At 64.1% G+C, this 25,948-nt stretch carries 25 protein-coding genes and 2 pseudogenes; 12 read left to right on the forward strand and 15 right to left on the reverse strand.

Features of this window, described 5'->3' with window-relative positions; genetic code table 11:
• Window positions 1–170: 170 nt before the first annotated feature.
• A pseudogene (locus tag AB7008_RS21515) lies at window positions 171–554 on the forward strand (IS5 family transposase); the annotation flags it as partial.
• A gap of 18 nt (window positions 555–572) precedes the next feature.
• On the opposite strand, the gene AB7008_RS21520 reads toward AB7008_RS21515, so the two are convergent.
• Window positions 573–1,430, reverse strand: a complete 858-nt coding sequence (locus AB7008_RS21520; RefSeq protein ID WP_441261227.1) for a metal-dependent phosphohydrolase — start codon at window positions 1,428–1,430, stop codon at window positions 573–575.
• Here AB7008_RS21520 and AB7008_RS21525 point away from each other — a divergent pair.
• From AB7008_RS21525 to AB7008_RS21545, 5 genes are all read left to right on the forward strand, one after another.
• Window positions 1,429–1,785, forward strand: a complete 357-nt coding sequence (locus tag AB7008_RS21525) for a hypothetical protein (RefSeq protein WP_441259496.1) — start codon at window positions 1,429–1,431, stop codon at window positions 1,783–1,785. The two genes, AB7008_RS21520 and AB7008_RS21525, sit on opposite strands and share 2 nt — an antisense overlap.
• Before the next feature lie 112 nt (window positions 1,786–1,897).
• The gene (locus AB7008_RS21530) at window positions 1,898–3,661 is read left to right on the forward strand and encodes a cache domain-containing protein (RefSeq protein ID WP_304493786.1); all 1,764 of its coding nucleotides are present in this window, start codon (window positions 1,898–1,900) and stop codon (window positions 3,659–3,661) included.
• 131 nt (window positions 3,662–3,792) lie between these two features.
• Window positions 3,793–4,746 (forward strand): ABC transporter substrate-binding protein, encoded by a 954-nt coding sequence (locus AB7008_RS21535; protein ID WP_439711311.1) that lies wholly within the window; start codon window positions 3,793–3,795, stop codon window positions 4,744–4,746.
• Window positions 4,747–4,906: 160 nt separating this feature from the next.
• The gene (locus AB7008_RS21540) at window positions 4,907–5,581 is read left to right on the forward strand and encodes a response regulator transcription factor (protein WP_028146749.1); all 675 of its coding nucleotides are present in this window, start codon (window positions 4,907–4,909) and stop codon (window positions 5,579–5,581) included.
• A 67-nt stretch (window positions 5,582–5,648) separates the two neighbouring features.
• On the forward strand, window positions 5,649–6,965 hold the full coding sequence (locus AB7008_RS21545) for a sensor histidine kinase (RefSeq protein WP_441261228.1): 1,317 nt from the start codon (window positions 5,649–5,651) through the stop codon (window positions 6,963–6,965).
• A 24-nt stretch (window positions 6,966–6,989) separates the two neighbouring features.
• Here the strand turns inward: AB7008_RS21545 and AB7008_RS21550 are convergent, their stop codons facing one another.
• The 6 genes from AB7008_RS21550 to AB7008_RS21575 all read right to left on the reverse strand — a co-directional run bounded on the left by AB7008_RS21550 (window position 6,990) and on the right by AB7008_RS21575 (window position 13,327).
• Window positions 6,990–8,276, reverse strand: coding sequence for a M20/M25/M40 family metallo-hydrolase (locus AB7008_RS21550; RefSeq protein ID WP_441259497.1), 1,287 nt, complete (start codon window positions 8,274–8,276; stop codon window positions 6,990–6,992).
• Window positions 8,277–8,397: 121 nt separating this feature from the next.
• On the reverse strand, window positions 8,398–9,999 hold the full coding sequence (locus AB7008_RS21555) for a TRAP transporter large permease (protein WP_304493789.1): 1,602 nt from the start codon (window positions 9,997–9,999) through the stop codon (window positions 8,398–8,400).
• Window positions 9,996–10,535, reverse strand: a complete 540-nt coding sequence (locus tag AB7008_RS21560) for a TRAP transporter small permease subunit (RefSeq protein ID WP_304493790.1) — start codon at window positions 10,533–10,535, stop codon at window positions 9,996–9,998. Before AB7008_RS21560 ends, AB7008_RS21555 begins: the two co-directional genes overlap by 4 nt.
• 299 nt (window positions 10,536–10,834) lie before the next feature.
• Entirely contained in the window at window positions 10,835–11,887 is a 1,053-nt protein-coding gene (moaA, locus tag AB7008_RS21565; RefSeq protein ID WP_039150122.1) for a GTP 3',8-cyclase MoaA, read from the reverse strand.
• A gap of 120 nt (window positions 11,888–12,007) precedes the next feature.
• The gene (locus AB7008_RS21570; RefSeq protein WP_248882637.1) at window positions 12,008–12,499 is read right to left on the reverse strand and encodes a hypothetical protein; all 492 of its coding nucleotides are present in this window, start codon (window positions 12,497–12,499) and stop codon (window positions 12,008–12,010) included.
• 153 nt (window positions 12,500–12,652) lie between these two features.
• A complete protein-coding gene (locus tag AB7008_RS21575; RefSeq protein WP_014496192.1) occupies window positions 12,653–13,327 on the reverse strand; it encodes an HAD family hydrolase in 675 nt (224 codons plus the stop codon).
• Between the two features lie 164 nt (window positions 13,328–13,491).
• On the opposite strand from AB7008_RS21575, the gene rpiA reads away from it, so the two are divergent.
• From rpiA to gor, 3 genes are all read left to right on the forward strand, one after another.
• On the forward strand, window positions 13,492–14,217 hold the full coding sequence (gene rpiA, locus AB7008_RS21580; RefSeq protein ID WP_441259498.1) for a ribose-5-phosphate isomerase RpiA: 726 nt from the start codon (window positions 13,492–13,494) through the stop codon (window positions 14,215–14,217).
• Between the two features lie 2 nt (window positions 14,218–14,219).
• Window positions 14,220–14,768, forward strand: a complete 549-nt coding sequence (locus tag AB7008_RS21585; RefSeq protein WP_028159401.1) for a DUF2059 domain-containing protein — start codon at window positions 14,220–14,222, stop codon at window positions 14,766–14,768.
• 140 nt (window positions 14,769–14,908) lie between these two features.
• Window positions 14,909–16,297: a glutathione-disulfide reductase gene (gor, locus tag AB7008_RS21590; protein WP_028159400.1), complete on the forward strand. Its 1,389-nt coding sequence runs from the start codon at window positions 14,909–14,911 to the stop codon at window positions 16,295–16,297.
• A gap of 8 nt (window positions 16,298–16,305) precedes the next feature.
• Here the strand turns inward: gor and AB7008_RS21595 are convergent, their stop codons facing one another.
• From AB7008_RS21595 to AB7008_RS21610, 4 genes are all read right to left on the reverse strand, one after another.
• Entirely contained in the window at window positions 16,306–17,445 is a 1,140-nt protein-coding gene (locus tag AB7008_RS21595; RefSeq protein ID WP_441259499.1) for a hypothetical protein, read from the reverse strand.
• 346 nt (window positions 17,446–17,791) lie between these two features.
• Window positions 17,792–18,013: a hypothetical protein gene (locus AB7008_RS21600; RefSeq protein WP_175618061.1), complete on the reverse strand. Its 222-nt coding sequence runs from the start codon at window positions 18,011–18,013 to the stop codon at window positions 17,792–17,794.
• 26 nt (window positions 18,014–18,039) lie between these two features.
• Window positions 18,040–19,266, reverse strand: a complete 1,227-nt coding sequence (locus tag AB7008_RS21605; RefSeq protein ID WP_441259500.1) for a carboxylate-amine ligase — start codon at window positions 19,264–19,266, stop codon at window positions 18,040–18,042.
• Between the two features lie 20 nt (window positions 19,267–19,286).
• Entirely contained in the window at window positions 19,287–20,117 is an 831-nt protein-coding gene (locus AB7008_RS21610) for a class II glutamine amidotransferase (RefSeq protein ID WP_441259501.1), read from the reverse strand.
• A gap of 193 nt (window positions 20,118–20,310) precedes the next feature.
• Between AB7008_RS21610 and nhaA the strand changes: the two genes are divergently transcribed.
• The gene (nhaA, locus tag AB7008_RS21615; protein ID WP_441259502.1) at window positions 20,311–21,546 is read left to right on the forward strand and encodes a Na+/H+ antiporter NhaA; all 1,236 of its coding nucleotides are present in this window, start codon (window positions 20,311–20,313) and stop codon (window positions 21,544–21,546) included.
• A gap of 89 nt (window positions 21,547–21,635) precedes the next feature.
• Here nhaA and AB7008_RS21620 read toward each other — a convergent pair.
• A pseudogene (locus AB7008_RS21620) lies at window positions 21,636–21,806 on the reverse strand (class II glutamine amidotransferase); the annotation flags it as partial.
• 200 nt (window positions 21,807–22,006) lie between these two features.
• Here AB7008_RS21620 and AB7008_RS21625 point away from each other — a divergent pair.
• Together AB7008_RS21625 and AB7008_RS21630 are read left to right on the forward strand one after the other, a co-directional pair.
• Complete coding sequence (locus AB7008_RS21625; RefSeq protein WP_304493796.1) at window positions 22,007–22,603, forward strand: hypothetical protein; 597 nt, start codon at window positions 22,007–22,009, stop codon at window positions 22,601–22,603.
• Window positions 22,600–23,085 carry a hypothetical protein gene (locus tag AB7008_RS21630; protein ID WP_028159393.1) on the forward strand — a complete coding sequence of 162 codons (486 nt, stop codon included), beginning with the start codon at window positions 22,600–22,602 and terminating at the stop codon, window positions 23,083–23,085. Before AB7008_RS21625 ends, AB7008_RS21630 begins: the two co-directional genes overlap by 4 nt.
• 1 nt (window position 23,086) lies before the next feature.
• Here AB7008_RS21630 and AB7008_RS21635 read toward each other — a convergent pair whose 3' ends face one another.
• The 3 genes from AB7008_RS21635 to AB7008_RS21645 form a co-directional block, all read right to left on the reverse strand.
• Window positions 23,087–23,716, reverse strand: coding sequence for an FMN-binding negative transcriptional regulator (locus tag AB7008_RS21635; RefSeq protein ID WP_441259503.1), 630 nt, complete (start codon window positions 23,714–23,716; stop codon window positions 23,087–23,089).
• A gap of 74 nt (window positions 23,717–23,790) precedes the next feature.
• Window positions 23,791–25,269, reverse strand: a complete 1,479-nt coding sequence (pdxR, locus tag AB7008_RS21640; protein ID WP_441259504.1) for a MocR-like pyridoxine biosynthesis transcription factor PdxR — start codon at window positions 25,267–25,269, stop codon at window positions 23,791–23,793.
• 51 nt (window positions 25,270–25,320) lie between these two features.
• Window positions 25,321–25,917, reverse strand: a complete 597-nt coding sequence (locus tag AB7008_RS21645; protein ID WP_028159390.1) for a redoxin domain-containing protein — start codon at window positions 25,915–25,917, stop codon at window positions 25,321–25,323.
• Window positions 25,918–25,948: the final 31 nt, after the last annotated feature.

Consider the following 25,948-nt stretch of genomic DNA (forward strand, 5'->3'; position numbering starts at 1 on the left):
GCTGCGCGGTCCCCCGATGTCTGGTAGGGGTCATTTTCGACGGTTTCAGCGGAGATGGTCGGCCGGCTGATGTCCGCTTCTACGCCGTAAGCGTCCAACCGGGGCCCGCCCGGACGCGTTGCGTCTGGCCAGACCCCTGTGATTCAAGCTTCCAAACTGAAGCTCGAATCATGCGCTACGAACTCGCCGATTATGAATGGATCGCCATCAAGCCCATGCTGCCGAACAAGCCGCATGGCGTTCCTCGGGTTAACGACCGTCGTGTCCTTCATGGCATCTTCTGGGTCTTGCGCTCTGGAGCACCTTGGCGTGATCTGCCCGAGACGTTTGGTCCGTACACCACATGCTACAACCGCTTCGTCCGTTGGCGGCGGGCTGGGGTCTGGGGCCGCATCATGGACGCACTTGCTGCTGCCCATGATGCCGCAGTCCAGATGATCGACACCTCGATTGTCCCCGTGCATCAGCATGGGGCCTGCATCACAAGGAACCAGCGCCAATCGATGAGTAGGTCACGCGGCGGCTTGACGAGCAAAATCCACGCTGTGGTGGAACCGTTCAAGACCACCGATCTACAACTGCGGACCGGATAGTCTGACCTCTCGCTCGGCGCGGAAGACATTGCCATACAGGTTGCTGATCCATTGTCTTCCGCTCGACGTTACGTTCAGATAACGGATCGCCGTCGGGACTTGCGGTGCGACCTTGGTCCAGTAGAACTGCGGATATTTGTGCACCACGTCCGCGGGTGTGGCGTATCCGAGCGATTTGTTGAGCCCGATCTCTTCGAATTCGTAGAAGAGCGCGTTTGATTTCTTCATGTAGTTCGGATCGCCGAGCTGGCCGATCAGATCAGCGGCACGCAGCAACAAGCCTTCCTCCTGGTCCAGATCATCCTCGAGTGCGCTCGTTGGTGCGTCTGCATAGGGAACGCGGGTATATTCGATCGCCTGGGCAACGCGCGCGGCGTCGATCTGGTCGACTGCGTCCAAACGCTCCGCGGCGAACAATTTTGAGCGATCGACGTGGTAGGGCGCAAGCGCTGCATCGGAGGAGCCGATCGGTAGCTCAACCGTTCGGCCGGTACCATCAACAACATAGGCTCCGTCCTGGTCTCCATGAATGACGCCTCGAACGTAGCCGATGTCGTGAATCAGGCACGCCAGGATGAAGTGAGCATAATCGCTGGCCGTTGTTTGCCTCAGAAGAGAGCGACCGATCAGAATGTCGTGCCCAACCAGCGTGACCAACAGGGTGTGCTCCACGTTGTGATACAATGCATCGCTGTTACCGATACATTCCAGGGCCAGCTTCGCTGCGTAGGGGAGCAATTCCGGCAAGTTGGCATGCGATGAGCCGAAGCGGCCTTTTGTCTCCGAGATGAGGAACGCACCGAGCGCCTGGGACGTCAGTTCTGGAATTGTTATCATGAGCAAGGTCCTCGTCGACGAACCCCCAGTAAGCCTTCTGCGGGGATCAGGAGGGAGAGGAGGTCACTGGAAGAATGCGACGCCGACCTTGAAGTTGCTGGGTGCCGGCGAACTGAAGGGCGACGTCGCCGCCTCAAATGCGGCTGAACACGACGTGAGGCCAAAGGCGGGGGTGATGCTTGACCTATATCAACGTGGCTGGGGCGCATGCTACGTCCGCCCGGCAGCAAAGTCCGTTCAGGGTGGTCAAAAGCCGCAGTGCGGCGCGAAGGCCAGTCAGCCGGAGCCTGACATCGGCGGACAATTCAGCCATGGCGCCAATTTGTCGCCAGACCGCGCGGCTGCTCCGCCCTAAAAAGCGCGAAGGGTGCACCGGTACGCTCGGGATTCGAATGAACTCCACCCGACGGCGGAGCGGCATGTTATTCTGGGTCATTGTATTTATGTGATTATCAGGGGACCGGATCATGATTCCTCAGGATCGGTTTCGCGGCCTTTTTCATAAATATCTGCTCGCGCTTTTCGTGGCTGTCGCGATCCCACTTGCATTCAACGGCGTCATTGAGGCGTGGTTCGGCTATCGCGATCAGCGCGCGAGGCTCGACCAGTGGCTTAGCCTCCAGTCCGCATCCGCGGCCGCCGAAATTCACGATTTCATCCACGGCATCACGAGTCAGCTTGGCTGGCTGGTTCAGCTTCCATGGAGTGACGAGTTCGACGAACGCCGGCGGACCGACGCGTTGCGCCTGCTTCGACAAGCGCCCGCCATCGTCAGTCTCACACTCCTCGACGGCAATGGCCTGGAGCGTCTCTACATCTCGCGGATCGGCCTCAATCGTATCGAGAGCCGCACGGACCGATCAGCCGATCCCGCCTTGGTTGGTGCCCGCGCAGCTCAGATCTGGTTCAGCGACGTCAGCTACAATCGAGGCTCCGAACCGTACTTGACGGTCGGGATGGCCGGCAACCGGCCGGCTGTCGGCGCAGTCATAGCCGAAGTGAACCTCAAGCTGATTTGGGACGTGATCTCGGCGATCAAGGTCGGAAGGACCGGCTCCGCCTTCGTCCTGGACCGATCGGGCCGCCTGATCGCCCATCCCGACATCAGCCTCGTGCTCCGCGGGGCGGAGGAAGCAACCTCCAAACCATTTCGGGCCGTGCGCGACGCGATAGGGTCGAAAGCGGGCTTCGCAACGAGCCGGGATGCGCAGGGACACTATGTTGCCGCCAGCGCTGCTCCCGTTCAGGGCCCCGATTGGACAGTCGTGGTCGTGCAGCCGCTGTCCGAAGCTTACGCGCCGATCTATTCCGCCTTGTGGCGGACGGCAATGCTCCTCGCAATCAGCACCATGCTCGCGGGGATTCTTGCCTATGCATTGGCGCACCGGATGACGGAGCCGATCAAGTTGCTCGAGGAGGGCACGGAGAGGATTGGTGCCGGATCCTTTGACCACCGCATCTCGATTGACACCGGGGACGAGTTCCAGCGTCTTGCAAACAGTTTCAACAGAATGGCTTCCGAGCTGGCGCTGGCGCAGCAGCACCAGGAACGCATCGCCAAGCTCAAGCGGTTCCTTGCCCCCCAGGTCGCCGATCTCGTCGATCGAGCCGGCGATGACAGCGTGCTGGACGGCCGCCGTACGGAAGTCGTCGTTGTCTTCTGCGATTTGAGGGGGTTCACCGCGTTTTCAGCAGGCGCCACGCCCGAGGAGGTCATGAGCGTACTGTCGGAATATTATGAAAGCCTTGGCAGGGTCATCGCGAAATTCGAAGCAACGCTGATCAATTTCTCCGGCGACGGACTGATGGTGCTGGTGAACGCACCTGTCCCGGTCGAAGAGCCTGCATTGAGAGCCATCGATCTCGCCGTCGACATGCAGACGAACGTGCAAGCCCTCATCGCCGGCTGGCGATCGCGTGGCTACCACGTTGGTTTCGGAATCGGCCTTGCCAGCGGGCCGGCGACTGTCGGCCGGATCGGATACGAGGACCGGCTCGACTACACCGCCATCGGGAGCGTCGTGAATCTTGCGGCCCGGCTGTGCGGATCTGCCGCAGACAAGGAAATCCTGATCGACGCCAAAGTCGCCGCCGACGTCAAGGGCAGGCGGCCCGTTGAGGATCTCGGGGGCCGCGAAATCAAAGGATTTGACGAAGCCATTCCAGTCTTCGGAATATCCTTCGGTGCTCTCCAGCCGAGTGGCCGCGGGATGTCTGGCACAATCCGCTAGAGACTGTTCGGGTATCCGGGGCTATGCTCCGGCAAACGGCTGACGGCAGCGGGTCCGTGGGCATGAGGTGCGCCAACCCTGAAGCAGCAACGCTACGCAGACGCGCCAGGCGGCGTGATTTTCTTCTTTGGATGGCAGGCGCCGCGACGTGGACGACCGTCTCGTATGGGCAGAAGCCCTCCATGCCGGTCATCGGCTATCTTTGCCCGGAGTCACCCGAGCTCTTTGGCAGCCGACTCGAGGCTTTCCGACAGGGACTGGAGGAGGCCGGCTTCGTCGCGGGTCGCAATGTGGCGATCGACTTTCAGTGGGCCAACGGACAATATTCTCGATTGCCTGCCCTGGCTGCCGAATTGGTCGCCAGAAACGTAGACCTGATCGTGGCTCCCGGCGGGGCTCCTGTGGCACTTGCCGCGAAGGCTACGGGTACGACCAAGACCATCGTGTTCGAGATGGGCGGCGACCCCGTTCAGCTGCGCGTGGTGGACAGCCTGTCGCGGCCGGGCGGAAACATCACGGGGGTATCGAGCCTGAGCGTCGATGTGTCGCCAAAGCGGCTTGAGCTGATGCGCGACCTGTTGCCCACGGCGACCAGATTGGCGGTGGTCGCCAACCCGACAAGTCCGACCGCACCATCACAATTGCAGAAGCTTCAGGCGGCCGCAGAAGCCCTGCGGGTTCAGCTGCAGATCTATAACGCAAGCAAGGAGGATGAATTCGAATCCGTGTTCGCCGCCGTTGCCAGCGACGGGCCAGGCGGAGTTGTGTTTACCTCCGACCCCTATTTTGCATTTCGCAGTGTCCGGCTGGCGGCTCTCGCGATGAAATATCAATTGCCCGCAATCACGCAGACCCGGGACTTTCCCGTGGCTGGAGGTTTGATGAGCTACGGCGGAGATTTCATGCAGTCGCACCGTCGCGCGGGTATCTATGCCGGACGCATTCTGTCGGGCGAGAAGCCTTCTGATCTTCCGGTTCAGCTTGTCACGAAGGTGGAGCTCGTTGTCAATTTGAAGGCAGCGAAACTGCTCGGCCATCCGTTCTCCGCAGCAGTCATTGCCGGCGCAGACGAGGTGATCGAGTAAACCATCATGGGAACGCGCCCAGGTCGGCTTACACGGACCTGACAGGGGCGTGGGCCGCCCTGCTACGCGCTTTTTCGCTGGCCGAGGCGGCCGGAATGGTGGAAGAGAGCGAAGATGCGGCGCGAGCCGTGATTGCACCGGAACATCCGGCGGGACTACGATGCGCCTTCTGATCGTCGAGGACAATGTCGAGCTGTCGCGGCTCGTTGCTGCCGGGCTGTCGGCCGCCGGCTACCAGAGCGACATCGTGAGCACCGCGGCCGAGGCGCGCGAGGCGGTCAGCAGCGTCAGCTACGCTGCGATGATCCTCGACCTCGGCCTTCCCGACGGCGACGGCCTGTCGGTGCTGCGCGAGCTGCGCCGGCAGATGGAGCCGCTGCCGGTGCTGGTGCTGACCGCGCGCGGCGGTCTGCAGGACCGCGTCAGCGGCCTGCGCAGCGGCGCCGACGACTATCTGGCAAAACCGTTCGCCATGGAGGAGCTGGTGGCGCGGCTGGAGGCGATCCTGCGCCGGCCCGGCCAGCTGCTCGGCCGCTCGTTGCGCCTCGCCAATCTCGTCTACGACACCGAGAGCCGCCAGATCTTCGTCGACGACCAGCCGCGGATCATCTCCGCGCGCGAGACCTCGGTGCTGGAAATCCTGCTGCGCCGGCAGGGGCGGGTGGTGCCGAAGAAGAACGTCGAGGACCACATCTTCGGGCTCGAAGGCGAGGTCGCCTCCAACGCGGTCGAGGTCTACGTCTCGCGGCTGCGCAAGCAGCTCACCGAGCACGGCGCCAAGGTCGTGATCCACACCATCCGCGGCGTCGGCTATCTCATGTCCGAGGAGAAATAACGTGGCGGCCGCCAGGGCCTATGGCAGATCGCCGACATTCAAATCGTTGATCTGGCGCATCGTGTTCATGCACATCGTGGCGGTCGCAGTCGTCGCGATCTTCCTGCCGCTGGTGCTGTTCTGGCTGCTCAATTCCGAAGTCGACCAGCTGCACCGCGAAGCCATGCGGGCACAGGCCGAGGTGCTGGCCGAGCGCATCGTCGCGGCGCCGGACGGCCTGCTGACGTTCAACCTGCCGGACAGTCTGCGGGGGCTCTATTCGGAAGCCTACGGCCGCTATCTCTACGACATCCGCGATGCCGAAGGTCATTTGCTGTTTTCGTCCCGCCGCAAGACGGGAGCGGCAGCGTCGGCGCCGCCGACTCTTTCCGAGACGATTTCCGGCGCCGGGGTCACCCGTATCATCGACGGCAAGATCGTGCGCATCCGCGTGGCCGAGGACCTGGCACATCGCGACGTCATCATCGACGACATCATCTCGAACTTCTTCCGCCGCGTCGGGTGGATCACCATTCCGATCCTGCTGATCCTGCTCGCCGCCGACATCATCATCTTCCGCCGCGCCATCGCGCCATTGTGGAAGGCGTCGGAGGAGGCCAGCAATATCGGGCCGGCGCGCACCGACATCCGCCTGCCGACGGAGCAGATTCCGCGCGAGATCATGCCGCTGGTCACCGCCGTCAACCAGGCGCTCGACCGGCTCGAGGACGGTTTTCGGGTGCAGCGGCAGTTCACGGCGGATGCCGCGCATCAATTGCGCACGCCGCTCACGATCCTGCGCACGCGGATCGAGACGCTGGGCGATGGCGCCGCAAGGCAGGCGCTGCACGACGACATCGAGGGCATGAGCCGGATCGTCGCCCAGCTGCTGGAGATCGCCGAGCTCGATACTCTGGTGCTCGATCCCGGCGAGACCGCGGATCTGCGCGCGGTCTGCGCCGAGGTGGTCGGCTCCATCGCGCCGCTCGCGATCGCGCAGCACAAGGACATCGCGCTGAAGGGCGCTGACGCGCCGGTGCTGATCCACGGCAATGCGGAGATGCTCCAGCGCGCGATCTTCAACCTCGCCGAAAACGCCATCAAGTTCACGGCGAAGGATACCGCCGTCGATGTCGAGGTGCGCGAGGACGGTTCGGTGCGCGTGCGCGATTGCGGCCCCGGCATCGCGGAGACCGAGCGCGAGCTGATCTTCCAGCGCTTCTGGCGCGCCGACCGCCAGCGCAGCGACGGCGCGGGCCTCGGGCTCTCGATCGTGCGCGGGGTCGCGGACGATCATGCCGCGACGGTGGCGGTGGAAAATCTTCTAGGCGGCGGCGCGGAGTTCACGCTGCGGTTTCGGCTGGCGGAGGGAGCCGTTGCTGCTCCCTCCCTTGGTCAGGGCTGATCGTCGAGCCCTGCGAGGGGCGGGCTATTTCAGCTTGCCGGTGGACAGGTCCATGATCATGCGCGTGGCCAGATAGAGCCGCGGCACGATGCTGTTGATCTGGACGTATTCGGCATCGTTGGAGTGCGCGCCGAAGCCCGACAGGCCCATGCCTTCCACCACGGCGCCGCTGGTCTTGAGCGCGGCAAACGCGGCGTCGGTGCCGCCGCCGGCCGCCTTCTCGTCGACCTTGAGGGACAGTCCGATCTCTCCATAGACCGTCTTGCCGTAGGCCGCGACGCGGCGCGAGGCGTCGTTGGCCTCCAGCGGCGGGCGGCGCACCTCGAATTTCAGCTCGACCCTGGAGTCGGGCAGCAGGCGATTCTTGATTTTCTCCTGCAGCGCCTTCTGCAGCTCGTCGAAATCGGCGACCTTGAGCGCACGCGCATCGGCCTGGGCCGAGGCGTCGGCCGGGATCACGTTGCGGTTGGTGCCCGCCTTCGAGACCGTCCAGTTCAGCTTCAGGCCCTGCTCGGGCTTGGACAGGTCCTTCATCTGGAGCACCTGGTGCGAGAGCTCGTACAGCGCGTTGACGCCGCCCTCGGGCCGCGCGCCGGCGTGCGACGACTTGCCGTGCACCGTGAGATAGGCCGAGCCGATGCCGCTGGTGGCAAGGCGCAGCGTGCCGTCGGTGCCGCCGCCCTCGAACGAGAACACCACGTCCTGATCCGCGGCGAATTTGGTGATGGTGCTGCGCCAGCCGGGCGAGGAGATCTCCTCGTCGCCATTGGTGAGCACCGTGAGCGTGCCGTAATCCCTGAAGTTGAGTTTCTGGAGCATCGCCACGGTATGGAGAATGAGCGCGACGCCCTGCTTGTCGTCGGCAATGCCGAGGCCGTAGGCCTTGTCGCCGTCGACGCGGAACGGCTGGTCCTTCAGCATGCCCCTCAGGTACACCGTGTCCATGTGGGCGATCAGCATGATCTTCTTGCTGCCGGTGCCCTTGAACACGGCGTGCACGGCCGGGCCGATCGTCTCGGGCGTGTCGTCGAGGCGATAGACGTCGGTGGGGTGCAAAATCTCCACCGTGCCGCCGAGCTGCTTGAGCTGGCCGGCAACGCGCTCGGCGATCTGGTTCAGGCCGTCGATGTCCTTGCTGCCGGATTCGATGCTGACGAGATCGCGCAGCGTGTCGAGCAGCGGCTGCTGTTCCTTTTGCGCCAGCGCATGGACATCGGTCATCGGTTCCGCATGCGCAAACGTTGCGGTACATGCCAGCCAGAGCGATGCGATCAAGGGAGCGAGCGACGGAGCAGGGAACGATCGGGACATGCGCGGCGGTCCATCAGTTGGAGGATGGCCCGGTATGCCCGTGTTGCCGGCGCTTGTCACGCGCGGCGGTGCGCGCGTCATGAACCGCCGAGGCGGAACATGACGGCGATGGTCATGGCCGCTACTTCTGCGGCGGTCCGAGATCCAGCGGCGGCAGGTCGATCTGCGGCACCTCGATCTTGACCTTGTCGAGGTCGACGTTGAGCGGCTTGTCGAGCAGGCCCGTCACCGTGACCGGGAAGATGATGACGAGCAGCACCATGATCATCTGCAGGCCGATCCAGGGGATCGCGCCCCAATAGATGTCGGAGCTCTTCACTTCCTTCGGCGCCACGCCGCGCAGATAGAACAGCGCGAAGCCGAACGGAGGATGCAGGAACGAGGTCTGCATGTTCACGCACAGCATCACGCCGAACCAGATCAGCGCCGCGTCCGGTCCCACCACCGGCGCGAGGACCTTCTGCGCGATCGGCGCGATCATCGGCAGGATGATGAAGGCGATCTCGAAGAAGTCGAGGAAGAAGGCCAGGAAGAAGATGAAGAGGTTGATGAAGATCAGAAAACCCCACACGCCGCCGGGCAGCGAGGTCAGCAGATGCTCGAGCCAGACGCCGCCGGAGACGCCGAGGAACACCACCGAGAAGCAGGTCGAGCCGATCAGGATGAAGGTGACCATGCAGGTGAGGCGCATGGTGGACTCGTAGCCCTGCTTGATCAGGTCGCGCAGGTCCGGGATGCGTGCGGCCTGGATGCAGATCCACGCCACGGCGAGATAGGTGACGGCGAACGAGAGCCTGAAGACCAGGTTCTCGGTGAACAGCATCGCGACGATCGTGCCGACGCCGGCGGCGATCACGCCTGTTATCAGGATCTTGCGGTCATTCGAGGAGAAGTCCTTGTGATGGATCGCGGCGAGCACGATGGCGCCGACCGCGCCCATGGCGCCGGCTTCGGTCGGGGTCGCAAGGCCCATCATCATGGTGCCGAGCACGACGAAGATCAGCACGGCCGAGGGGATGATGCCCATCAGACACTTCTTCCACAGCGCCCAGCCGGTCAGCGTGCGCGCTTCCTTCGGCACCGGCGGCACGTGGCTCGGCTTGATCAGGCCGAGGACGAAGGTGTAGCCGGCGAACAGCATGATCTGGAACACCGACGGGCCCCAGGCGCCGAGATACATGTCGCCGACCGACTTGCCGAGCTGGTCGGCGAGCACGATCAGCACCAGCGAGGGCGGCACCAGCTGCGTGATCGTGCCGGAGGCCGCGAGCACGCCGGTGATGTAGCGCATGTTGTAGCCGTAGCGGATCATCACCGGCATCGAGATCAGCGCCATGGCGATGACCTGCGCCGCCACCGTGCCGGTGATGGCGCCGAGGATGAAACCGACGATGATCACGGAATAGCCGAGGCCGCCGCGGACCGGGCCGAACAGCTGGCCCATCGAATCCAGCATGTCCTCGGCTAACCCGCATCTCTCCAATATCGCGCCCATGAAGGTGAAGAAGGGGATCGCGAGCAGCAGCTCGTTGGAAAGCACGCTGCCGAACACGCGGCCGGGAATCGCCTGGAGGAAGTTGAGGTCGAAGAATCCGAGATGGATGGCGAGGAAGCCGAAGGAGAGGCCGACCGCCGCGAGCGTGAACGCGACGGGGAAGCCGATCAGCATCGCCAGAACCAGGCCGCCGAACATCAGCGGCGGCATCATTTCCAGCGTAATCATTGGGTCGGCCTCTCGTACTTGGCGTCGATCGTCACATAGCCCTGGAGAGCCGCGATACGCTTGATGACTTCGGAAACACCCTGGAGCGCCAACAATACGAAGCCGGCGGGGATCACGAACTTGATGGGCCAGCGGATCAAGCCGCCGGCATTGCCCGACATCTCGCCGACGTTATAGGCCTGCATGAAGAACGGCCAGGACAGATAGGCGAGCAGGAGGCAGGAGGGGATCAGGAAGCAGAGCGTGCCGATCATGTCGAGCCAGAGCTGGCCGCGTTCCGAGAGCGTGAGGTAGAAGATCTCGACGCGGACATGCTCGTTGCGCTTGAAGGTGTAGGACGCGCCGAACATCACCAGGATGGCGAACATGTACCATTGCAGCTCCAGCCAGCCGTTCGAGGAGCTGCTGAAGGCATAGCGGATCATGGCATTGGCCGCGCTGACCAGGCACGCCAGCAGCACCAGGATGTTACAGACGTACCCAATCTTTTCATTGAGGGCGTCGATGGCGTTGCTCACCGCCAGCAATGGACGCATCTTATCTTCTCTCCGTCGCCGTCGCGGCCTAACACTTTACGGGAGGCTTCAGCACGCATCGCCTGGCCGGCGTGCGAAAAGCACGCGACCGTACGGATGAAATTCCGAGCGATTGCGGCGTCAGTCCTCCCCTCGTGCCTTGCCGTCTTGACCGCGACCGCCAAAGAGGCGCGGCCGGCTTATTGCTGCCGGGCAAGCAAAGGCGGCTGCACCAAACCAGCGGGCTTGTGCGCCGTCAATCGGAAAATGGGCAAATTGACGCCGAGTCAAAAGCTTATGGCGGGGAGGGCGCGAATCCCTCAGCCACCCGTGACGCTCATGTGCCTGGAGACGCTGGGGCGGTCGTGGCGGCGGTCGATGATGAAATCGTGGCCCTTGGGCTTGAGCCCGATGGCGCGGTCGATCGCATCCGCAAGCAGCATGTCGTCGTCAGATGCACGCAGAGGTTTGCGCAAATCTGAAGCATCCTCGTGGCCGAGGCAGGTGTGCAGCGTGCCCGTGCAGGTGATGCGCACCCGGTTGCAGGATTCGCAGAAATTATGGGTCATCGGCGTGATGAAGCCCAGCTTGCCGCCGGTCTCGGCAACGCTGACATAGCGCGCCGGCCCGCCGGTGCTCTCGGCCAGATCGGTCAAGGTGAATTGCTGAGCGAGCCGCGCGCGCACCAGCGACAGCGGCAGGTACTGGTCGATACGGCCCGAGCCGATTTCGCCCATCGGCATGACCTCGATCAGCGTCAGCCCCATGCCCTTGCCGTGCGCCCAGCGCATCAGGTCGGGAAGCTCGTCCTCGTTGAGGTTCTTCAGCGCCACCGCGTTGATCTTCACGCCAAGCCCCGCGGCGCGTGCGGCTTCGATGCCCTCCAGCACCTTGTCGATCTCGCCCCAGCGGGTGATCTCGCGAAATTTCTTGGGATCGAGCGTGTCGAGCGAGACGTTGATGCGGCGGACGCCGCAATCGGCGAGCTCCCGGGCGTGTTTCGCAAGCTGGGTGCCGTTGGTGGTCAGGGTCAGTTCGTTCAGGGCACCGCTCGAAAGATGGCGGGACAGCGAGCGCACCAGCGTCATCACGTTGCGGCGGACCAGCGGCTCGCCGCCGGTGAGCCGGAGCTTCTTCACGCCCTTGGCGATGAAGGCCGTGCAGAGCCGGTCGAGCTCCTCCAGCGTCAGCAGGTCCGCCTTGGGCAGGAATGTCATGTCTTCCGACATGCAATAGAAGCAGCGCAGATCGCAGCGGTCGGTGACGGATACGCGCAAATACGAGATGGTCCGCCCGAACGGATCGGTCATCGCGCTCGACAGCGCGTCGCGGGGGCTCGCTGCTGCGAGAGGGCTCGCGGAAAGTCCGTTCATACCAAATGCCTTGTCACTTACGGCGACGGGCGCACCTTTGCGTCACCGGTGCCTTGGAGGCAATCTAAGCATCGGACGCGGCTAGGACAATCGGGTGGTATACGTAGATTTGCGCCTGGATCAGCGCGTGCCTGCGTTCGGATCGGGGAACGGCGAGCCCGCGGCAGGCGCGGCCGCAGCCGCGGCAGGAGCGGCCTCAGCCGGGGCAGCGGCGGTCGCAGCCGGTTTCGGCTTCTTGGGCCGGTGCGGCTTGCGGACCGGCTTTGGCGGGGCGGCCGGCTGAAGCTCCGCGAACACCGGATTCGGGTCGGTGGTGACCGAGGCGGGCGTGGTGAAATCCCCGGGATTCTTGATCACGTTCACCGGCACGCTCGCCGGCTGGTATTTTGGCAGCGCGAAAGCGACCGTGAACGGGGCGTCGGGGGCGGGAACCGAGACGGAGCAGGGGGTCTTGCAACCCGCACCGAGTGAGGTCGTGGCGTCAGCCCCCGGAGGATTGGATTCGAGCCGGACCTGGACGGTCGGCGGCGCCGATTTGAACATGTCCCAAGACATCGAGGAGCAGCCGCCAAGGCTCGCTCCCGCTAGCGCAATCGCGATGACACGACGCATGACCACCCACTTCTAACTGCGACGAACCGCCACATCCCCGGGCGAACCTACGAGCGTCGTTCCAAGCAAGCAACCGGCGCGGTGCGCATAGTTAATAGATGGTTAACGCAGGGTTCCGTAGAATATGGCAGTCATCTCAGAGGCTTGTGGTTCCTAGGCAGTCATCAGGCTGTGGGCCGCGGCCGGCAGGTCGCGCATGTGATGGATCAGCCGGTCCGGCTTCAGCTCGGCGATCGGCACGTCCGTATAGCCGAAGCTGACCCCGATCACGGGCACCCCGGCGCGCCGGGCGACGCCGACGTCGGTTCCGGCATCGCCGACCATGATACTGGCTTTGACCGCTCCGCCGGCGCGCGCCACGGTCTCGCGGAAAATGGTCGGATCGGGCTTCTGGACGCCAAAGGTGTCCGCGCCGCAGATCGCGGCAAAGCGGCGGGTCAGATCAAGCTGGTCCAGCAGGCGCTTGGACAGCCATTCCAGCTTGTTGGTGCAGACCGCCAGCCGGTGGCCCTGGGCCGCAAACTGGTCGAGTGCAGCCTCGAGCCCCTCGAACGGACGGGATTCGACCGCGATGTGGTCGGCGTAATAGGCGATGAAATCCGCCGTCATCCGGTCCATGTCCGCAGGGGTGACGGTGCGGCCCTCGGCCTCCAGCCCCCGTTCGATCAGCTTGCGGGCGCCGGCGCCGATCATGTTGCGGGCCGAGGCCATCGGCACGGGCGGCAGCCCTTCGCGGTCGAGCACGAAATTCAGCGCGGTGATCAGGTCGGGCGCCGTATCCACAAGCGTGCCGTCGAGATCGAAGACGAGGGTGTAGGGGGAGGTCATGGTTCAAGCGCTATCGGGCCGGCCCCGCCCGCGCAAGGGCCGTAGCCATAAGTTCACCTTATAAGATCGGCCCGGAGGCCTGTTCCGGCGGGAAAAACGAGGCTACATAGGCCGCCGCAAGCAACCTATCGGCGGCACACTCTCAATTCAGGGGCGGGCGCATCGTGAACATGGACCAGTTGAAGCGGCAGGCTGCGGCGCGCGCCCTCGAGGAGGTGCGTGACGGCATGCAGCTCGGGCTCGGCACCGGCTCGACCGCCAAGCATTTCGTCGAGCTGCTCGGCGAGCGCGTGCAGGCCGGGCTGAAAATGATCGGCGTACCGACCTCGGAGGCGACGCGCCTCGATGCGGAGCGCTGCGGTGTGCCGCTGACCACGCTCGATGAGATCGACCATCTCGACCTCACCGTCGACGGCGCCGACGAAATCGATCCCGACTTCAACCTGATCAAGGGCGGTGGCGGCGCGCTGCTGCGCGAGAAGATCGTGGCGGCCGCCTCGGATCGCATGATCGTGATTGCCGACGACAGCAAATGGGTGCCGACGCTCGGCCGCTTTCCGCTGCCGGTGGAGGTCATCCCGTTCGGGCTTGGCGCAACGCGCCGCGCGATCGAGAAGGCATTTGCCGAATGCGGCGTTTCCGGGCAAATGGCGGTCCGCAAGGCCAAAGGCGGCGACAAGGATGGCCACGTTTTCGTCACCGATGGCGGCCACTGGATCGTCGATGCCCAGCTCGGACGTATCGTGGACCCGCCTGGCCTCGCCAGGGCGTTGAGCGCGATCCCCGGCGTGGTCGAGCATGGGTTGTTCATCGGCTTGGCCAGCTCGGCCGTTTTGGCGGGCGGCGAGGGAATTCGCGTGATTGAACGGCGTAAGCCGAAAGGAGACTAGGAATGAAGAGCGTATTGAGATTCTTGCCCGCCGCGACGCTTGCTGCTGGACTGGCCGTCTCGGCGGTCCCGGCGATCGCGCAGCAGGCCGCGCCGGCCCAGAAGGCTGCTCCCGCGCCGGCCCCGCCGAAGGCCTCGCCTGCGGCGATTGCGGCGGCCAAGGAAATTTTGCAGATGAAGAACGCCAATGCGATGTACGCTGGCGCGGTGCCGGGCATGGTCGAAAAGACCAAGATCACGCTGATCCAGCAGAACCTGAACTACCAGAAGGACCTCAACGAGGTTGCCCAGGTCGTCGTCCAACAGCTCAACGGGCGCCAGAACGAGATCGGCGAAGGCATGGCGCAGGTCTATGCCAGCGAGTTCACCGAGCAGGAGTTGAAGGATCTCGTCACCTTCTACAAGTCGCCGCTGGGCCAGAAGCTGATCGATGCGGAGCCGCGTGCCATCGGCCTGAGCATGGCCTTCATGAACGCCTGGGCCCAGAACTTCTCCGAGACCGTGATGGGTGCCTTCCGCGCCGAGATGCGCAAGCGTGGCAAGGAAATCTGACAGTACCTATCTGATCAGAAATCCCTAAAGCGCGTCATCGCGCTTTAGGTTGTTGTTTGAGCATGACCTCCGCGCAAACGCGTTTCGCGTTTGTCGCGAGGAAAAACGCCCGGATCATGCTCCAGAGGTCGGAGTGGACAATGGCTGAATTCGACGTCGACCTCTTTGTCATCGGTGGCGGCTCGGGCGGCGTGCGTGCCGCCCGCATCGCGGCCGGCCACGGTGCGCGCGTGATGATCGCGGAAGAGTACCGCATGGGCGGGACCTGCGTGATCCGCGGCTGCGTGCCGAAGAAGCTGTTCGTGATCGGCTCGCATGTCCGCCACGAGCTGGAAGATGCCGCCGGTTTCGGCTGGACTGTTCCGCCCGCGACCTTCGACTGGCCGACGCTGATCGCCAACAAGGACAAGGAGATCGCGCGGCTGGAGGCGGCCTACACGACGAATGTCGAGAAGTCGGGCGCGCAGGTCGTCAAGAGCCGCGCGGTGATCGAGGACAAGCACACCGTCCGCCTGCTCGAGAACGACCGGAAGATCACCGCAAAATACATCCTGATCGCCACCGGCGGCGCGCCCAACCACGGCGCTGCGATTCCCGGCATCGAGCACGTGATCTCATCCAACGAGGCGTTTCACCTCAAGAAGCTGCCGAAGCGGATCGTGATCCAGGGCGGCGGCTATATCGCGCTGGAATTCGCCGGCATCTTCGCCGGCTACGGCTCCGACGTCACCGTGGTTTACCGCGGCGACAACATCCTGCGCGGTTTCGACGAGGACGTTCGCGCTCACGTCCGCAGCGAGATGGAGAAGCAGGGCATCACCATTCTCACCGGCTGCACGGTGGCGAAGGTCGATCGGCACGGCGAGGAATTCACCACGCATCTGTCGAACGGCTCGAGCCTTGCCTCCGACCAGGTGATGTTCGCGATCGGCCGCCATCCGTCGGTCGCCAATCTCGGCCTGGAGAAGGCCGGCGTCGCGATCAACCCTGACAATGGCGGCATCGCGGTGGACCATTTCTCGAAGAGCTCGGTCGACAGCATCTATGCGATCGGCGACGTCACCCACCGGCACAATCTGACGCCGGTTGCGATCCGCGAGGGGCATGCGTTTGCCGACACCGTGTTCGGCAAGCGCGAGGTGCAGGTCGATCATTCCTACATTCCGACCGCGGTGTTCTCGCAGCCGGAGGTCGGCACGGTCGGTCTGACGGAGACCGAGGCGCGCGCGCAATTCAGCCACGTCGACATCTACAAGACGACGTTCCGCCCGATCAAGGCGACCATGTCCGGCCGCGACACCCGCGTGCTGATGAAGCTCGTCGTCGATGGCTCGACCGACCGCGTGCTCGGCTGCCACATCGTCGGTGATTGCGCCGCCGAGGTCACCCAGGTGGTCGCGATCGCGGTGAAGATGAAGGCGACCAAGGCCGATTTCGACGCGACGATCGCGCTGCATCCGACCGCGGCCGAAGAGCTCGTCACCATGCGCACGCCGACGGCGCGCCATGTGCGTCAGGCGGCGGAGTAGGAGCCGCGCTACCCGTACAGATACCCGACCGGCTTGCCCTCAGTGCGCAGGGGACGGACGTCCTTTTGCGTGATGATCTGACCGGCGAGGCCATCGATCTCGTCGCGCTGGGTCGGCGTCCAGCCGCGAAGGTCGTTCATGCCCTTGAGCAGGCCGAGCCTCAGGACCTGGGTGTTTTCGCCGAGGCCGACGAGGCTGATCGAGTTCTTGCCTGCCGTCACCACATCGCCGGCGGAAAGTTCAAAGCTCTCGCCGGACTTTTTCTTGAACTCGGCTGTGCCGCGGATGACGCGATAGATCACGACCTCGCCCTTGGCGAAACAGGTCGGGTCCGCGGCGATCGACGTGCTCTTGGGCAGCAGCGCCTGGCCGGGTGGGTCGGTCGCGATGATGTGGCCGGTGACGAGATGCCCGCTCGGCACTTCGATGCCGATGTCGCGCACGTACACCGGCATGGCAGATTTGATCGGACTGTCGACGAGCGGCTTGAACAGCGCGTCCAGCGCGAGTGGATCCTGAAGCCAGAAGCCCGCGTCGGCCGGCCGGTTGTGCAGAGGGTGGCTCCAGGCCACGCGCGGTGTCTCGGCCTCGTTGATCTGGTCCGGACCGACGATGGTCGGGTTCGGAAAGGTCGTCGGATCGGTCACGAAGGCTTCGAGGAATTTGCCGGAGTAGCCCATCGAGATCGGGTCGGGCACCACGGTCTGCGGCGTCTTCAGGTTTTCTTCGGTCGACAGTCCCGACCAGGTGTAGAACAGCTGGCGGTGGACTATCGCGCTTTGCAACATCACCGCGCCGGGGCCGACATTGTAGAAGCGCCCGTCGTAGTCGAAGGTGAAGGCGCCCGAGGTGACCAGCACGAGCTGAAAGCCGCCCGGCGGAAGATGAAGATGGAAATCGGTGGGGCCGGTGTCCGGGCGGTAGATCGGGAGGTTCGTCGCGACTTCGTGCAGGAGGAAGGTTTCGTTGTTGGCGTGGAAGCCCTCGTTCGCGCGGTTGTAGAGGGCCTGCGGCCGGTACGTCGGTTCGAACTTGGCATTCCTGTCGCGATCGATCGCCACGAAATCCTGAGCGTTGAGGCGTAGCGGTGCGCCGTTTGGATGGGTGAGGCCGGTAAATTTGAGATCGCCGGCGGCATGCACGTTCATGGCACTCTCCGATCTTTGCCGCTCATCCGGTCTCCGGGCGCACGCATCTTGCTGCGCCAATTCGTGGGAGCAGGGAATCAGGCCTGACGCTGCCTTGCGAATTCTGGGCCAGTCGAGATGCAGCGCGATGCGCGGGCCCGGCGACTCCGCACGGCGCGATGAAAAATCGAGATTGCACCTGAGGTTAGACGGCGCGTTGGGCTGGCTTGCCTGGGCCTCATCGCCGAGCCCGAACCCCGACTACGGGGCGCGGTTTGTCTAATTTGTCGGCAAGCCCCGGCGCGGGCGTGCAGCCGCGCAGGTCGCGCCGATCAGCAAAGGCCTGCGGCCGGGCATGTGAAACCGCTCATTCGAACGGCTGACGGGTGATCCGCTCGGGCTTGCCGATCGGGCTGTCCGCCCACTTCGCCATGTCCACCGTTCGCGCGTCGATGCCTTCGCACCAGAGGCAGCTGAGCTCCGCACGGCCCTTGGCCGAAAGCAGCGGTACAAGTCCGTGGCCGCAGCCAGCGCAAGACGTGACGCGATTCACGCGTTCCTCCACGATCACCGAATTCAGGAGCGACATTGTCGTTGGCCAAGCTTGCGCGGGCGCTATGACGGCGCACGAACGCTTCCGATCGGAGCGCTCGCGCCCGAGATCGTCGAGGCTGCGATCCAGCGCGAGACCGCCCCGATGTCCTCCGCATTCTCGCGATAGGCGCGAAGCTGGAATTCCGCCGAGCTGCCACGCTCCACGATGGTCCGGCAGTGCTCGACCTCGGCGACGCAGTTCAGCGCGGCTGCGTCCTCGGCGATGTCGTCGATGATCCGGGCGAGCAGCTCCGAGATGGTCACCGGCCCGTCCTTCGAGGCAAAGATGCAATCGGTGCCATAGCGCTGGGCTCGCCATTTGTTCTCGACCGCAATCGCGCGCTCGACCACCGTGACCTCCTTCGACCGATGCGGTCGCAGATAAAGATGGCGCGTCAGGCAGCGATAGAGCGAGGCGATGGCAACGGCGTCGTCGATGAAGGTGCAGGTGTCGGGCGCGCGAAGCTCGAGGGTCGGGTGCCTCATGGACGGCCGCATCGCCCACCAGATATGGCTCTCGTCGGGAATCACGCCGGAGCGTTGCAGCGCGCCGACATATTCGTCGTAGTCGTGCCTGGTTTCGAACAGTTCCGGCAAGCCGGTGCGCGGCAGCTCGGAATAGGCGGCAAGCCGGTAGCCCTTCAGCCCGGTCTTGTGAGAATTCCAGAACGGGGAGGAGGCCGACAGCGCGATGAACAGCGGCAGATGCGGCAGCATCGCCCGCATCACCGCCATCCGCTTCTCGGGATCGGGCAGCTGGACGTGCACATGCATGCCGCACATCATGTTGCGGTGGCCGATGCTGCGCAGATCCTCGATCATCTCCTCGTAGCGCGGCTTCGGACTCGGCTGCGACATGCGCCAGACCGCGGTCGGATGCGTGCCGCAGGCCATGATGACGAAGCCGTATTGCGCGGCGACGTTGGCGACCTCGCGGCGGAGGAACCGAAGCTCTTCCCGGGCGTCATTGACATCGACGTGAACGTTGGTGGCGACCTCGAGCTGGGATTGCAGCATCTCCCGCATCGCCTGGCCGCCGGTGGACCAGTTCACCGACTCGAACAGGGCGTTGGGCGTTTCGATCGCGACCTCGAAGCTGCGGCGATCGGCGAGGAAGTATTCCTCCTCGATGCCGAAGGAGTATTCGGCCGCCTTGCCGCGGCCGCCGGCAGAACGGATGACGAGGTGCTGCCTGTCATCGGATGAATCGAGGCGCAGCAGTTTCAAAACGTCTGATGCAAATGTCATAGGGCCACCCGGCAGTGGTATTACCTGCGGGCAATAATCCGCCTGACGCCGGCCGGTTCCGCGTCGGCCTCACCGGAAATTGCAAGGTCGAACGGAACAATCTTCACGGTTTCGGACGCGCGCGCGACCAGCGCGTGGTTCGGGGGAACTTCCGTCCAGTCCGTTTCCTTGTCGAACGGCTCGGACACGACGACGACCTGGTCGCCGCCGGCCTCGCGATAATAGAGCGTGTTGGCGGCATCGTTGACCGCGACGCGAAACGCATAGAGATCCCGGCCGTTGGCGATCGCGCTGGTGAAGCGCAGGCGCTCACGAAGCTCGCCGTCGTTGACCAGGCCGACGAGCGATTGCAGCACGGCTTGCGTTGCGCCAAGGGGATCGCTGTCGAGACCCGCGCCCATCATGGCGAGGAACACGGCTTCCGAATCGGTCGTGCCCAGCCGCGACGGATAGTAGGCATCGGGGATCAGCGCCTCGACCTTGCGCCGCAGGCGATTCCAGCTGCCGACGAAGCCGTTGTGCATGAACATCCACTGGCCGCAGGCGAACGGATGACAATTCTGCCGGGTCACCGCCGTGCCGGTGGCGGCGCGCACATGGGCGAAGAACAGATGCGAGCGCAGATGGCGGCAGAGGTAGCGCAGGTTCTCGTCCGACCAGGCCGGACGGGTCTCGCGGTAAAGGCCGGGTTCCGGATGCTCGCCATACCAGCCGAGACCAAAGCCGTCGCCGTTCGAGCCCGCGGTGGATTGCAGCGAGCGGATGCTCTGCGCGATCAGCGAATGCTCGGGCTCGGTGACGTAGGGTTCGAACGAAGTTGTCTCGCCCCGGTATGCGATCCAGCGGCACATGAGAGTTCCTGTCGGGGATATGTCCTGAGTGTCACCAACGATCCTTAACGCATCGGAGTTCCAGGCGCAGGCCCTGTACTGAGCAGGGGTTGCCTTACGGCCGTCGCTGTGTAGAACAGCCTTGGGTGCTCGCTGCATGTGCGCAGCGACAGGTCAAGCGATGGTCGGGCCGCCACGCGGAAAGCGTGCGCCCATGAACGATCAGCTGCCCGGCAGGGACCTGTCGAAATCTCCGTTTTTCGTCGAACGGGCACTCACGACGCTCCAGCATTTCCTGCATGTCGAGGCTGTCAGCGGCGTGGTGTTGCTCGCGGCCGCGGCTGCCGCATTGCTGTGGGCCAACTCGCCCTTTGCCCATACGTATCATGACGTCTGGGACCTGCCGGTACGGCTTCGGCTTGGCGAGTTCGTCTTCACCAGATCGCTGCACTTCTGGATCAACGATGCGTTGATGACGATCTTCTTCCTGGTCGTCGGCATGGAAATTCGCCGCGAGATCCATGAGGGCGCACTCAGCAAGTTCGACCAGGGCATGCTGCCGGTGCTGGCGGCTTTCGGCGGTGTCGCCGTCCCCGCGCTGATCTATCTGAGCTTCAACGCGGCTGCGGGGCGCGAGCATGGCTGGGCGATACCAACGGCAACGGACATCGCGTTCGCCGTCGGCGTGCTGGCACTGCTCGGAAAATCCATTCCCGGCAACGTCCGGGTCTTTCTGTTGGCGCTTGCGATCATCGACGACATCATCGCGGTGCTGATCATCGCGCTATTCTACACCAGCGGGCTCGATCTCAATGGCTTTGCCGTTGCGGTGCTCGGCGTTCTCTTGGCGCTGGGCCTTCAGCGGCTCGGGCTTGGCTCCGCATATGCCTATATCGTACCGGCGTTCATTGTCTGGGCGGGCTTTCTCATGGCCGGGGTTCATCCGACGCTCGCAGGCGTCGTGCTTGGCCTGATCACGCCGGTGCGATCGGCCAGCCCGGAGATCGTGCCGCCGGTCATCCGCGTGGAGACGGCGCTGCATCCCTGGGTCGCCTACGGGATCATGCCAATCTTCGCGCTGGCGAACGCGGGAGTGAGCTTCACGAGCATGGAGCTCGCCGGTGGCGCTCAGTTCGTGACGCTCGGCATTGCGCTCGCCCTTTGTGCGGGAAAGCCGATCGGGGTGATCGGTGCGACCTGGCTTGCAGTGCGCGTGGTTGGATGCCGGCTCGCACCCGACGTGACATGGGCCGGCATCTGCCTCATCGGGCTTCTGGCCGGCATCGGCTTCACCATGTCGATCTTCATCGCCATGCTGGCATTCAACGACGACAAGCTGCTGGACGCCGCGAAATTCGGCGTGCTGCTTGGCTCGCTCATCTCCGTGACGCTTGGCCTCGGATGGGGCGCTGAGTATGCCCAGCGCCGGCGCAAGGAGATCGGAGACTAGATCGGAAGCGGAATCAGGGCCGCAGCCTCGCGATCACCGGGGTCCTCGCTTGCCGCAAGCCCCTGCGCGACGCTGAAGCGATCAGCTAAAACGCCGGGTTCCGGATGCTCGCCATACCAGCCGAGACCAAAGCCGTCGCCGTTCGAGCCCGCGGTGGATTGTAGCGAGCGGATGCTCTGCGCGATCAGCGAATGCTCGGGCTCGGTGACGTAGGGCTCGAACGAAGTTGTCTCGCCCCGGTATGCGATCCAGCGGCACATGCGGCCTTCCTGTCAGGATGTGGCGTAAGGTTCACCAACAGGATCGGCTGTGTTGGGTTCCCGGCGATGTGTTCTGCAAAGTCCGGATCATTCCGAGGCGTGTTTTAGACGTTCATTTACCCTGCATTGCGGGAACCTGCGCCTTAATACATCTCTTAACGCCGACACGGTTAGGTTGCGCGCGAATTTTGAGTCGCATCATGAGCCGATTTGTTCTTTTCACCTGCATGGCGTTCGTCTCCACGTTCGTGGGCGTCTCCTGGGCGATTCGCGGATTTCCGGTGTCGCACGTTTCGCTGGTCGGTGAATTGAGGCCCACGCTCAGTTCCTCGTTCGGCGATGAGCATTCAAAGGCCAGGCAGCGGAAGGATTGGGAAGCGGAGCACACCCTGCAAAGCGACAAGGACCCGAAGCAAGACGCGCTGCGGATGGACGCATTGCAGGCAAGCACCGCTTACGCGATGTCGCCGTGCGACGACACCATGAAGGCGAACCTGAGGGCGGCTACGGAGGCCTATGCGCGGGGCTGGGTGAAGATCTACGACTGCCCAAATCCGAAAATGGGCATGTTCTGCAGCGAAGAGAAGCGCGATCGGGCGAACGCCGCGTATTCCACGCCGCTGGACGTTCGCGTCAAGGCGCAGCTGGCCGAGGCGTTCAAACAAAAGGGCATCGTCAAGGAAGACTTCCCGGAGGATATCCGCGACGTCGTTCTCTGGTTCACCGGGCCTGGTATGTTGTTTGATCCGTCTCCGGTATGCCTGCCACGGCAGCAGGCGTCGGCGAGCTTCAAATGAGCCGCGCCTGGTTCATCGTCTGGGCGCTTGTCATCTGGCAGGTCGCCGCCTGGGCATTCGCTCCGCAGAAGACAGCCCAGCAACCAGCAGCACCTGTCGATGGTCCGGGCTATGGCTCCAACGAAGAGATCTTCGTGGACGGTCGCGCAGGCTTGCGCCGCGAGACCGCTCTGGCGTTCGAGCGCCCTTACGGATCGCGTTGCGCGGGAGAGGGACGGAAGCAATTCGTCGCCCATATCGACTACTACTATTATCGTCGTCAGAACGACATGGAACACTACCCCAAGATTTTCGGGAAAGCCGGGGCAGACTACATCGCCAAGCAATGGTCGACCGGAGACGACAAGCGCTTCGAACGCCTGACGCAGGAAGCCTACGCGCAAGGCTATCTTGCCCTGTCGGATTTCGGTGACGTCGGGCGCAAACTGGCGGAAGCCGTTGTGAGGGGCGAGCGCGTCGTCGCGCATTCCTGCGCAGGCTGACTCAGGTTGGCAGCGGGATCAGCGCTGCGACCTCGCGATCGCCGTGGTTCTCGATTGAGGCGAGAGCCTGCGCGACGCCGACCCGATCGGCCTCGGGCCGGTTCTGGCTCATCTTGCGCTTACCTTCGAACCGCACCACGGGGATGCGCACGCCGACGATCCCGCGCAACTGCGCGGCGATGAAGTCAGCGGGCGCGTCACTGACCGCCCACGGCTTGGCGCGCGCGCCTTCGTGCTTCTTGGTCAGCCGCGTCACGGCGTCGAGCAGGCGCTCCGGCTCCTGGAAGAATTCGACCGGGCCGTAGGCGTGCACGGCGACGTAATTCCAGGTCGGCACCACCTTGCCGGTCTCCTGCTTGGTCGCGTACCAGGACGGCGTCACATAGGCGTCGGGGCCGTTGAAGATGGCGAGCGCATCGCCGATCGGCGGCAGCTTCCATTGCGGGTTGGCCTTCGCGACATGTCCGTACAACACGCCGTGCTCACCTTCGCTCTCGTCGAGGAAGAGCGGCAGGGGCGTTGCGACAGGGCCTTCGGCGGTGGCCGTCACCAGGCTGGCGAGCCGCGCACCGCGGATGGTCGCGCGGATGCTCTCGATGTCGTCGTCCTTGAAGGCGGGCGGGATGTACATGGCGTGTCTCCGTTCTTGATGCGGAGATAACCGGAATCTGGCCTATATGAAACGGCCAGTTTTACATGATTTCGTCAGTCCAGTTCGGCGGCGGCCTGCGCGAGAAGCTTGCAGCCTATCTCGATCTGCGCGATCTCCAGCGCCGAATAGCCCATGACGAGACCGACGGTCCTCCGCGTCCGGCTCGGCGTCCGGCTTGGGCCGACCAACAACGCGGAGACGGGATAGATGCCGACGCCTTTCGCGCGAGCCGCCCGGATCAATGCATCCTCGCGCTTCTGCGGCAGATCGTCGAGCCACGCCACCACGTGCAGGCCCGCCGCCGTGCCCTCGATCCGGACACGATCTCCGAACCGGCGGCGCAACGCACCGATCAATGCCTGCTGACGCTCGGCGTTGCGCCGGCGCACGCGCCTGACGTGGCTGTCATAGGCGCCGCTTTCGAGCATTGAAGCGAGTGCGTGCTGTTCGATCAGCGGCGTGTGTCGGTCCATGATCTGCTTGGCGGCGGCGAACAGGGACCGCAGCCCGGCGGGCACGACCAGGTAGCCGATCCGCAGGGTCGGGGAGAGCGTCTTGGAGACGGTGCCGAGATAGATCACGTTGTCGCTGCCCTCCAGCGCATGCAGCGGCGGGATCGGTCTGGTGTCGTAGCGATACTCGCTGTCGTAATCGTCCTCGATCACGTAGGCGTCGTGCTTGCGTGCCCAGGCGAGCAATTGGTGCCGGCGTCCGATCGGCATGACGCCGCCGAGTGGATATTGATGCGACGGCGTCACATAGGCGAGCCGGGCTGCGATGCCGTCGAGCCGCGCTGTCTCCAGTCCATCCGCGTCAACGGGGATCGGCACCGTCTCGGCGCCCGTCGCCGCGAGCGTGTGCCGTGCCATCTTGTAGCCGGGATCCTCCATCACGAAGCGGTCGCCGGCGTCGAGCAGGAGGCGCGCGCAGATGTCGAGGCCCTGCTGCGAGCCGTTCACGACAACGATCTGATCGACCTCGCAGCGGACGCTGCGCGATCGCCACAGATAGCCCTGAAGCGCGGTCCGCAGCCGCAGCGCGCCGCAGGGGTCGTCATAGGCCAGCCGCTCGGGCTTGCGGGCCATCGCAGCCGTCACGGCCTTCTTCCATGCCAGCACCGGGAAATCCGACGGCGAGAGCTCGCCATAGCGGAAGTTGGCGATGAGCCCGCGCGGCGGCTCGGTCCAGCGCGGCGGGTCCGACCGCAGCCGCTCGCCGAAGGCCGACAGGCGCGGCTTGCGCGCCGAGGGCCGCGATGCGGCGCGCGCGTGTCCGCGCTCGACGACAGCGCGGGCGACGCGCGGCCGCGCGCCATGGCGTGTCTCGATGAAACCTTCGGCGGCGAGCTGTTCATAGGCGACGGTCACGGTCGAGCGCGCCACGCCCATCTCCCCGGCAAGCGCCCGCGACGACGGCAGCGGGCCGTCGATGCCGTAGACCCGCGCCAGAATCTGATCCCTCAGGGCCTCGTAGATCTGGCGCGCGCCCATGCGGCCGGCGCGATCGCCGGGAATCGTCTTCATCTGGATCATCCACATTCCTGGGTCGGCATTCGTCCGAACGGACGATGCCGGAATGTGGTTCTAATCCCGTTCGCCGAGAGTTTCGACGTAAGCCTTGCCGTAGGGATAAAAATGCTCCTTGTGGCCCTGATCCCAGAGCGCCTTCAGCCCGGGCGCGGTGATGTCCCAGTCCGGACGGCAACTCATGCTGACGGCCCGGAGATCCTGGCGCAGCTCTTCGATGGTCGGGCGTCCGAAGAACCAGTAGCCGTTATAGATCTTGTGAACGCGCAGGCCGGGCTCCAGCACGATGACATGCGGGATCATCGGATTGTGGACGGGATCGGTGTATTCGGCGATGTCGAGATCCTTCTGAACGATCCGCCGCGAATCCGACAGGAAAGGCCAGTGCGCGCCGACGCCGCTGCGATATTCGTTGGTCTGGGTGATGTTGTCGGTGGTGATCGTGACCAGCCGGCAATAGCCGACCTCCATCTCGCGATGGAGTTGCAGCAGGCCTTCGGCCTGGCGACGATCCTTCGGGCAGAAGCCGCCGCGGCCGAGAACGAGCACCATGGGATCGCCACCCTGGAGCTCGGAGAGCTTTCGGTGCTTGCCGGTGTGGTCGCTGAGCTCGTAATCGGGGAAGGTTACTCCCGGCATCATGTCAGGTCGCATTGAACTCTCCCATATCTTCTCGCATGTCGGG

Origin of the sequence: Bradyrhizobium sp. 521_C7_N1_3, from assembly GCF_052075975.1 — a bacterium.
GTDB lineage: Bacteria > Pseudomonadota > Alphaproteobacteria > Rhizobiales > Xanthobacteraceae > Bradyrhizobium > Bradyrhizobium japonicum.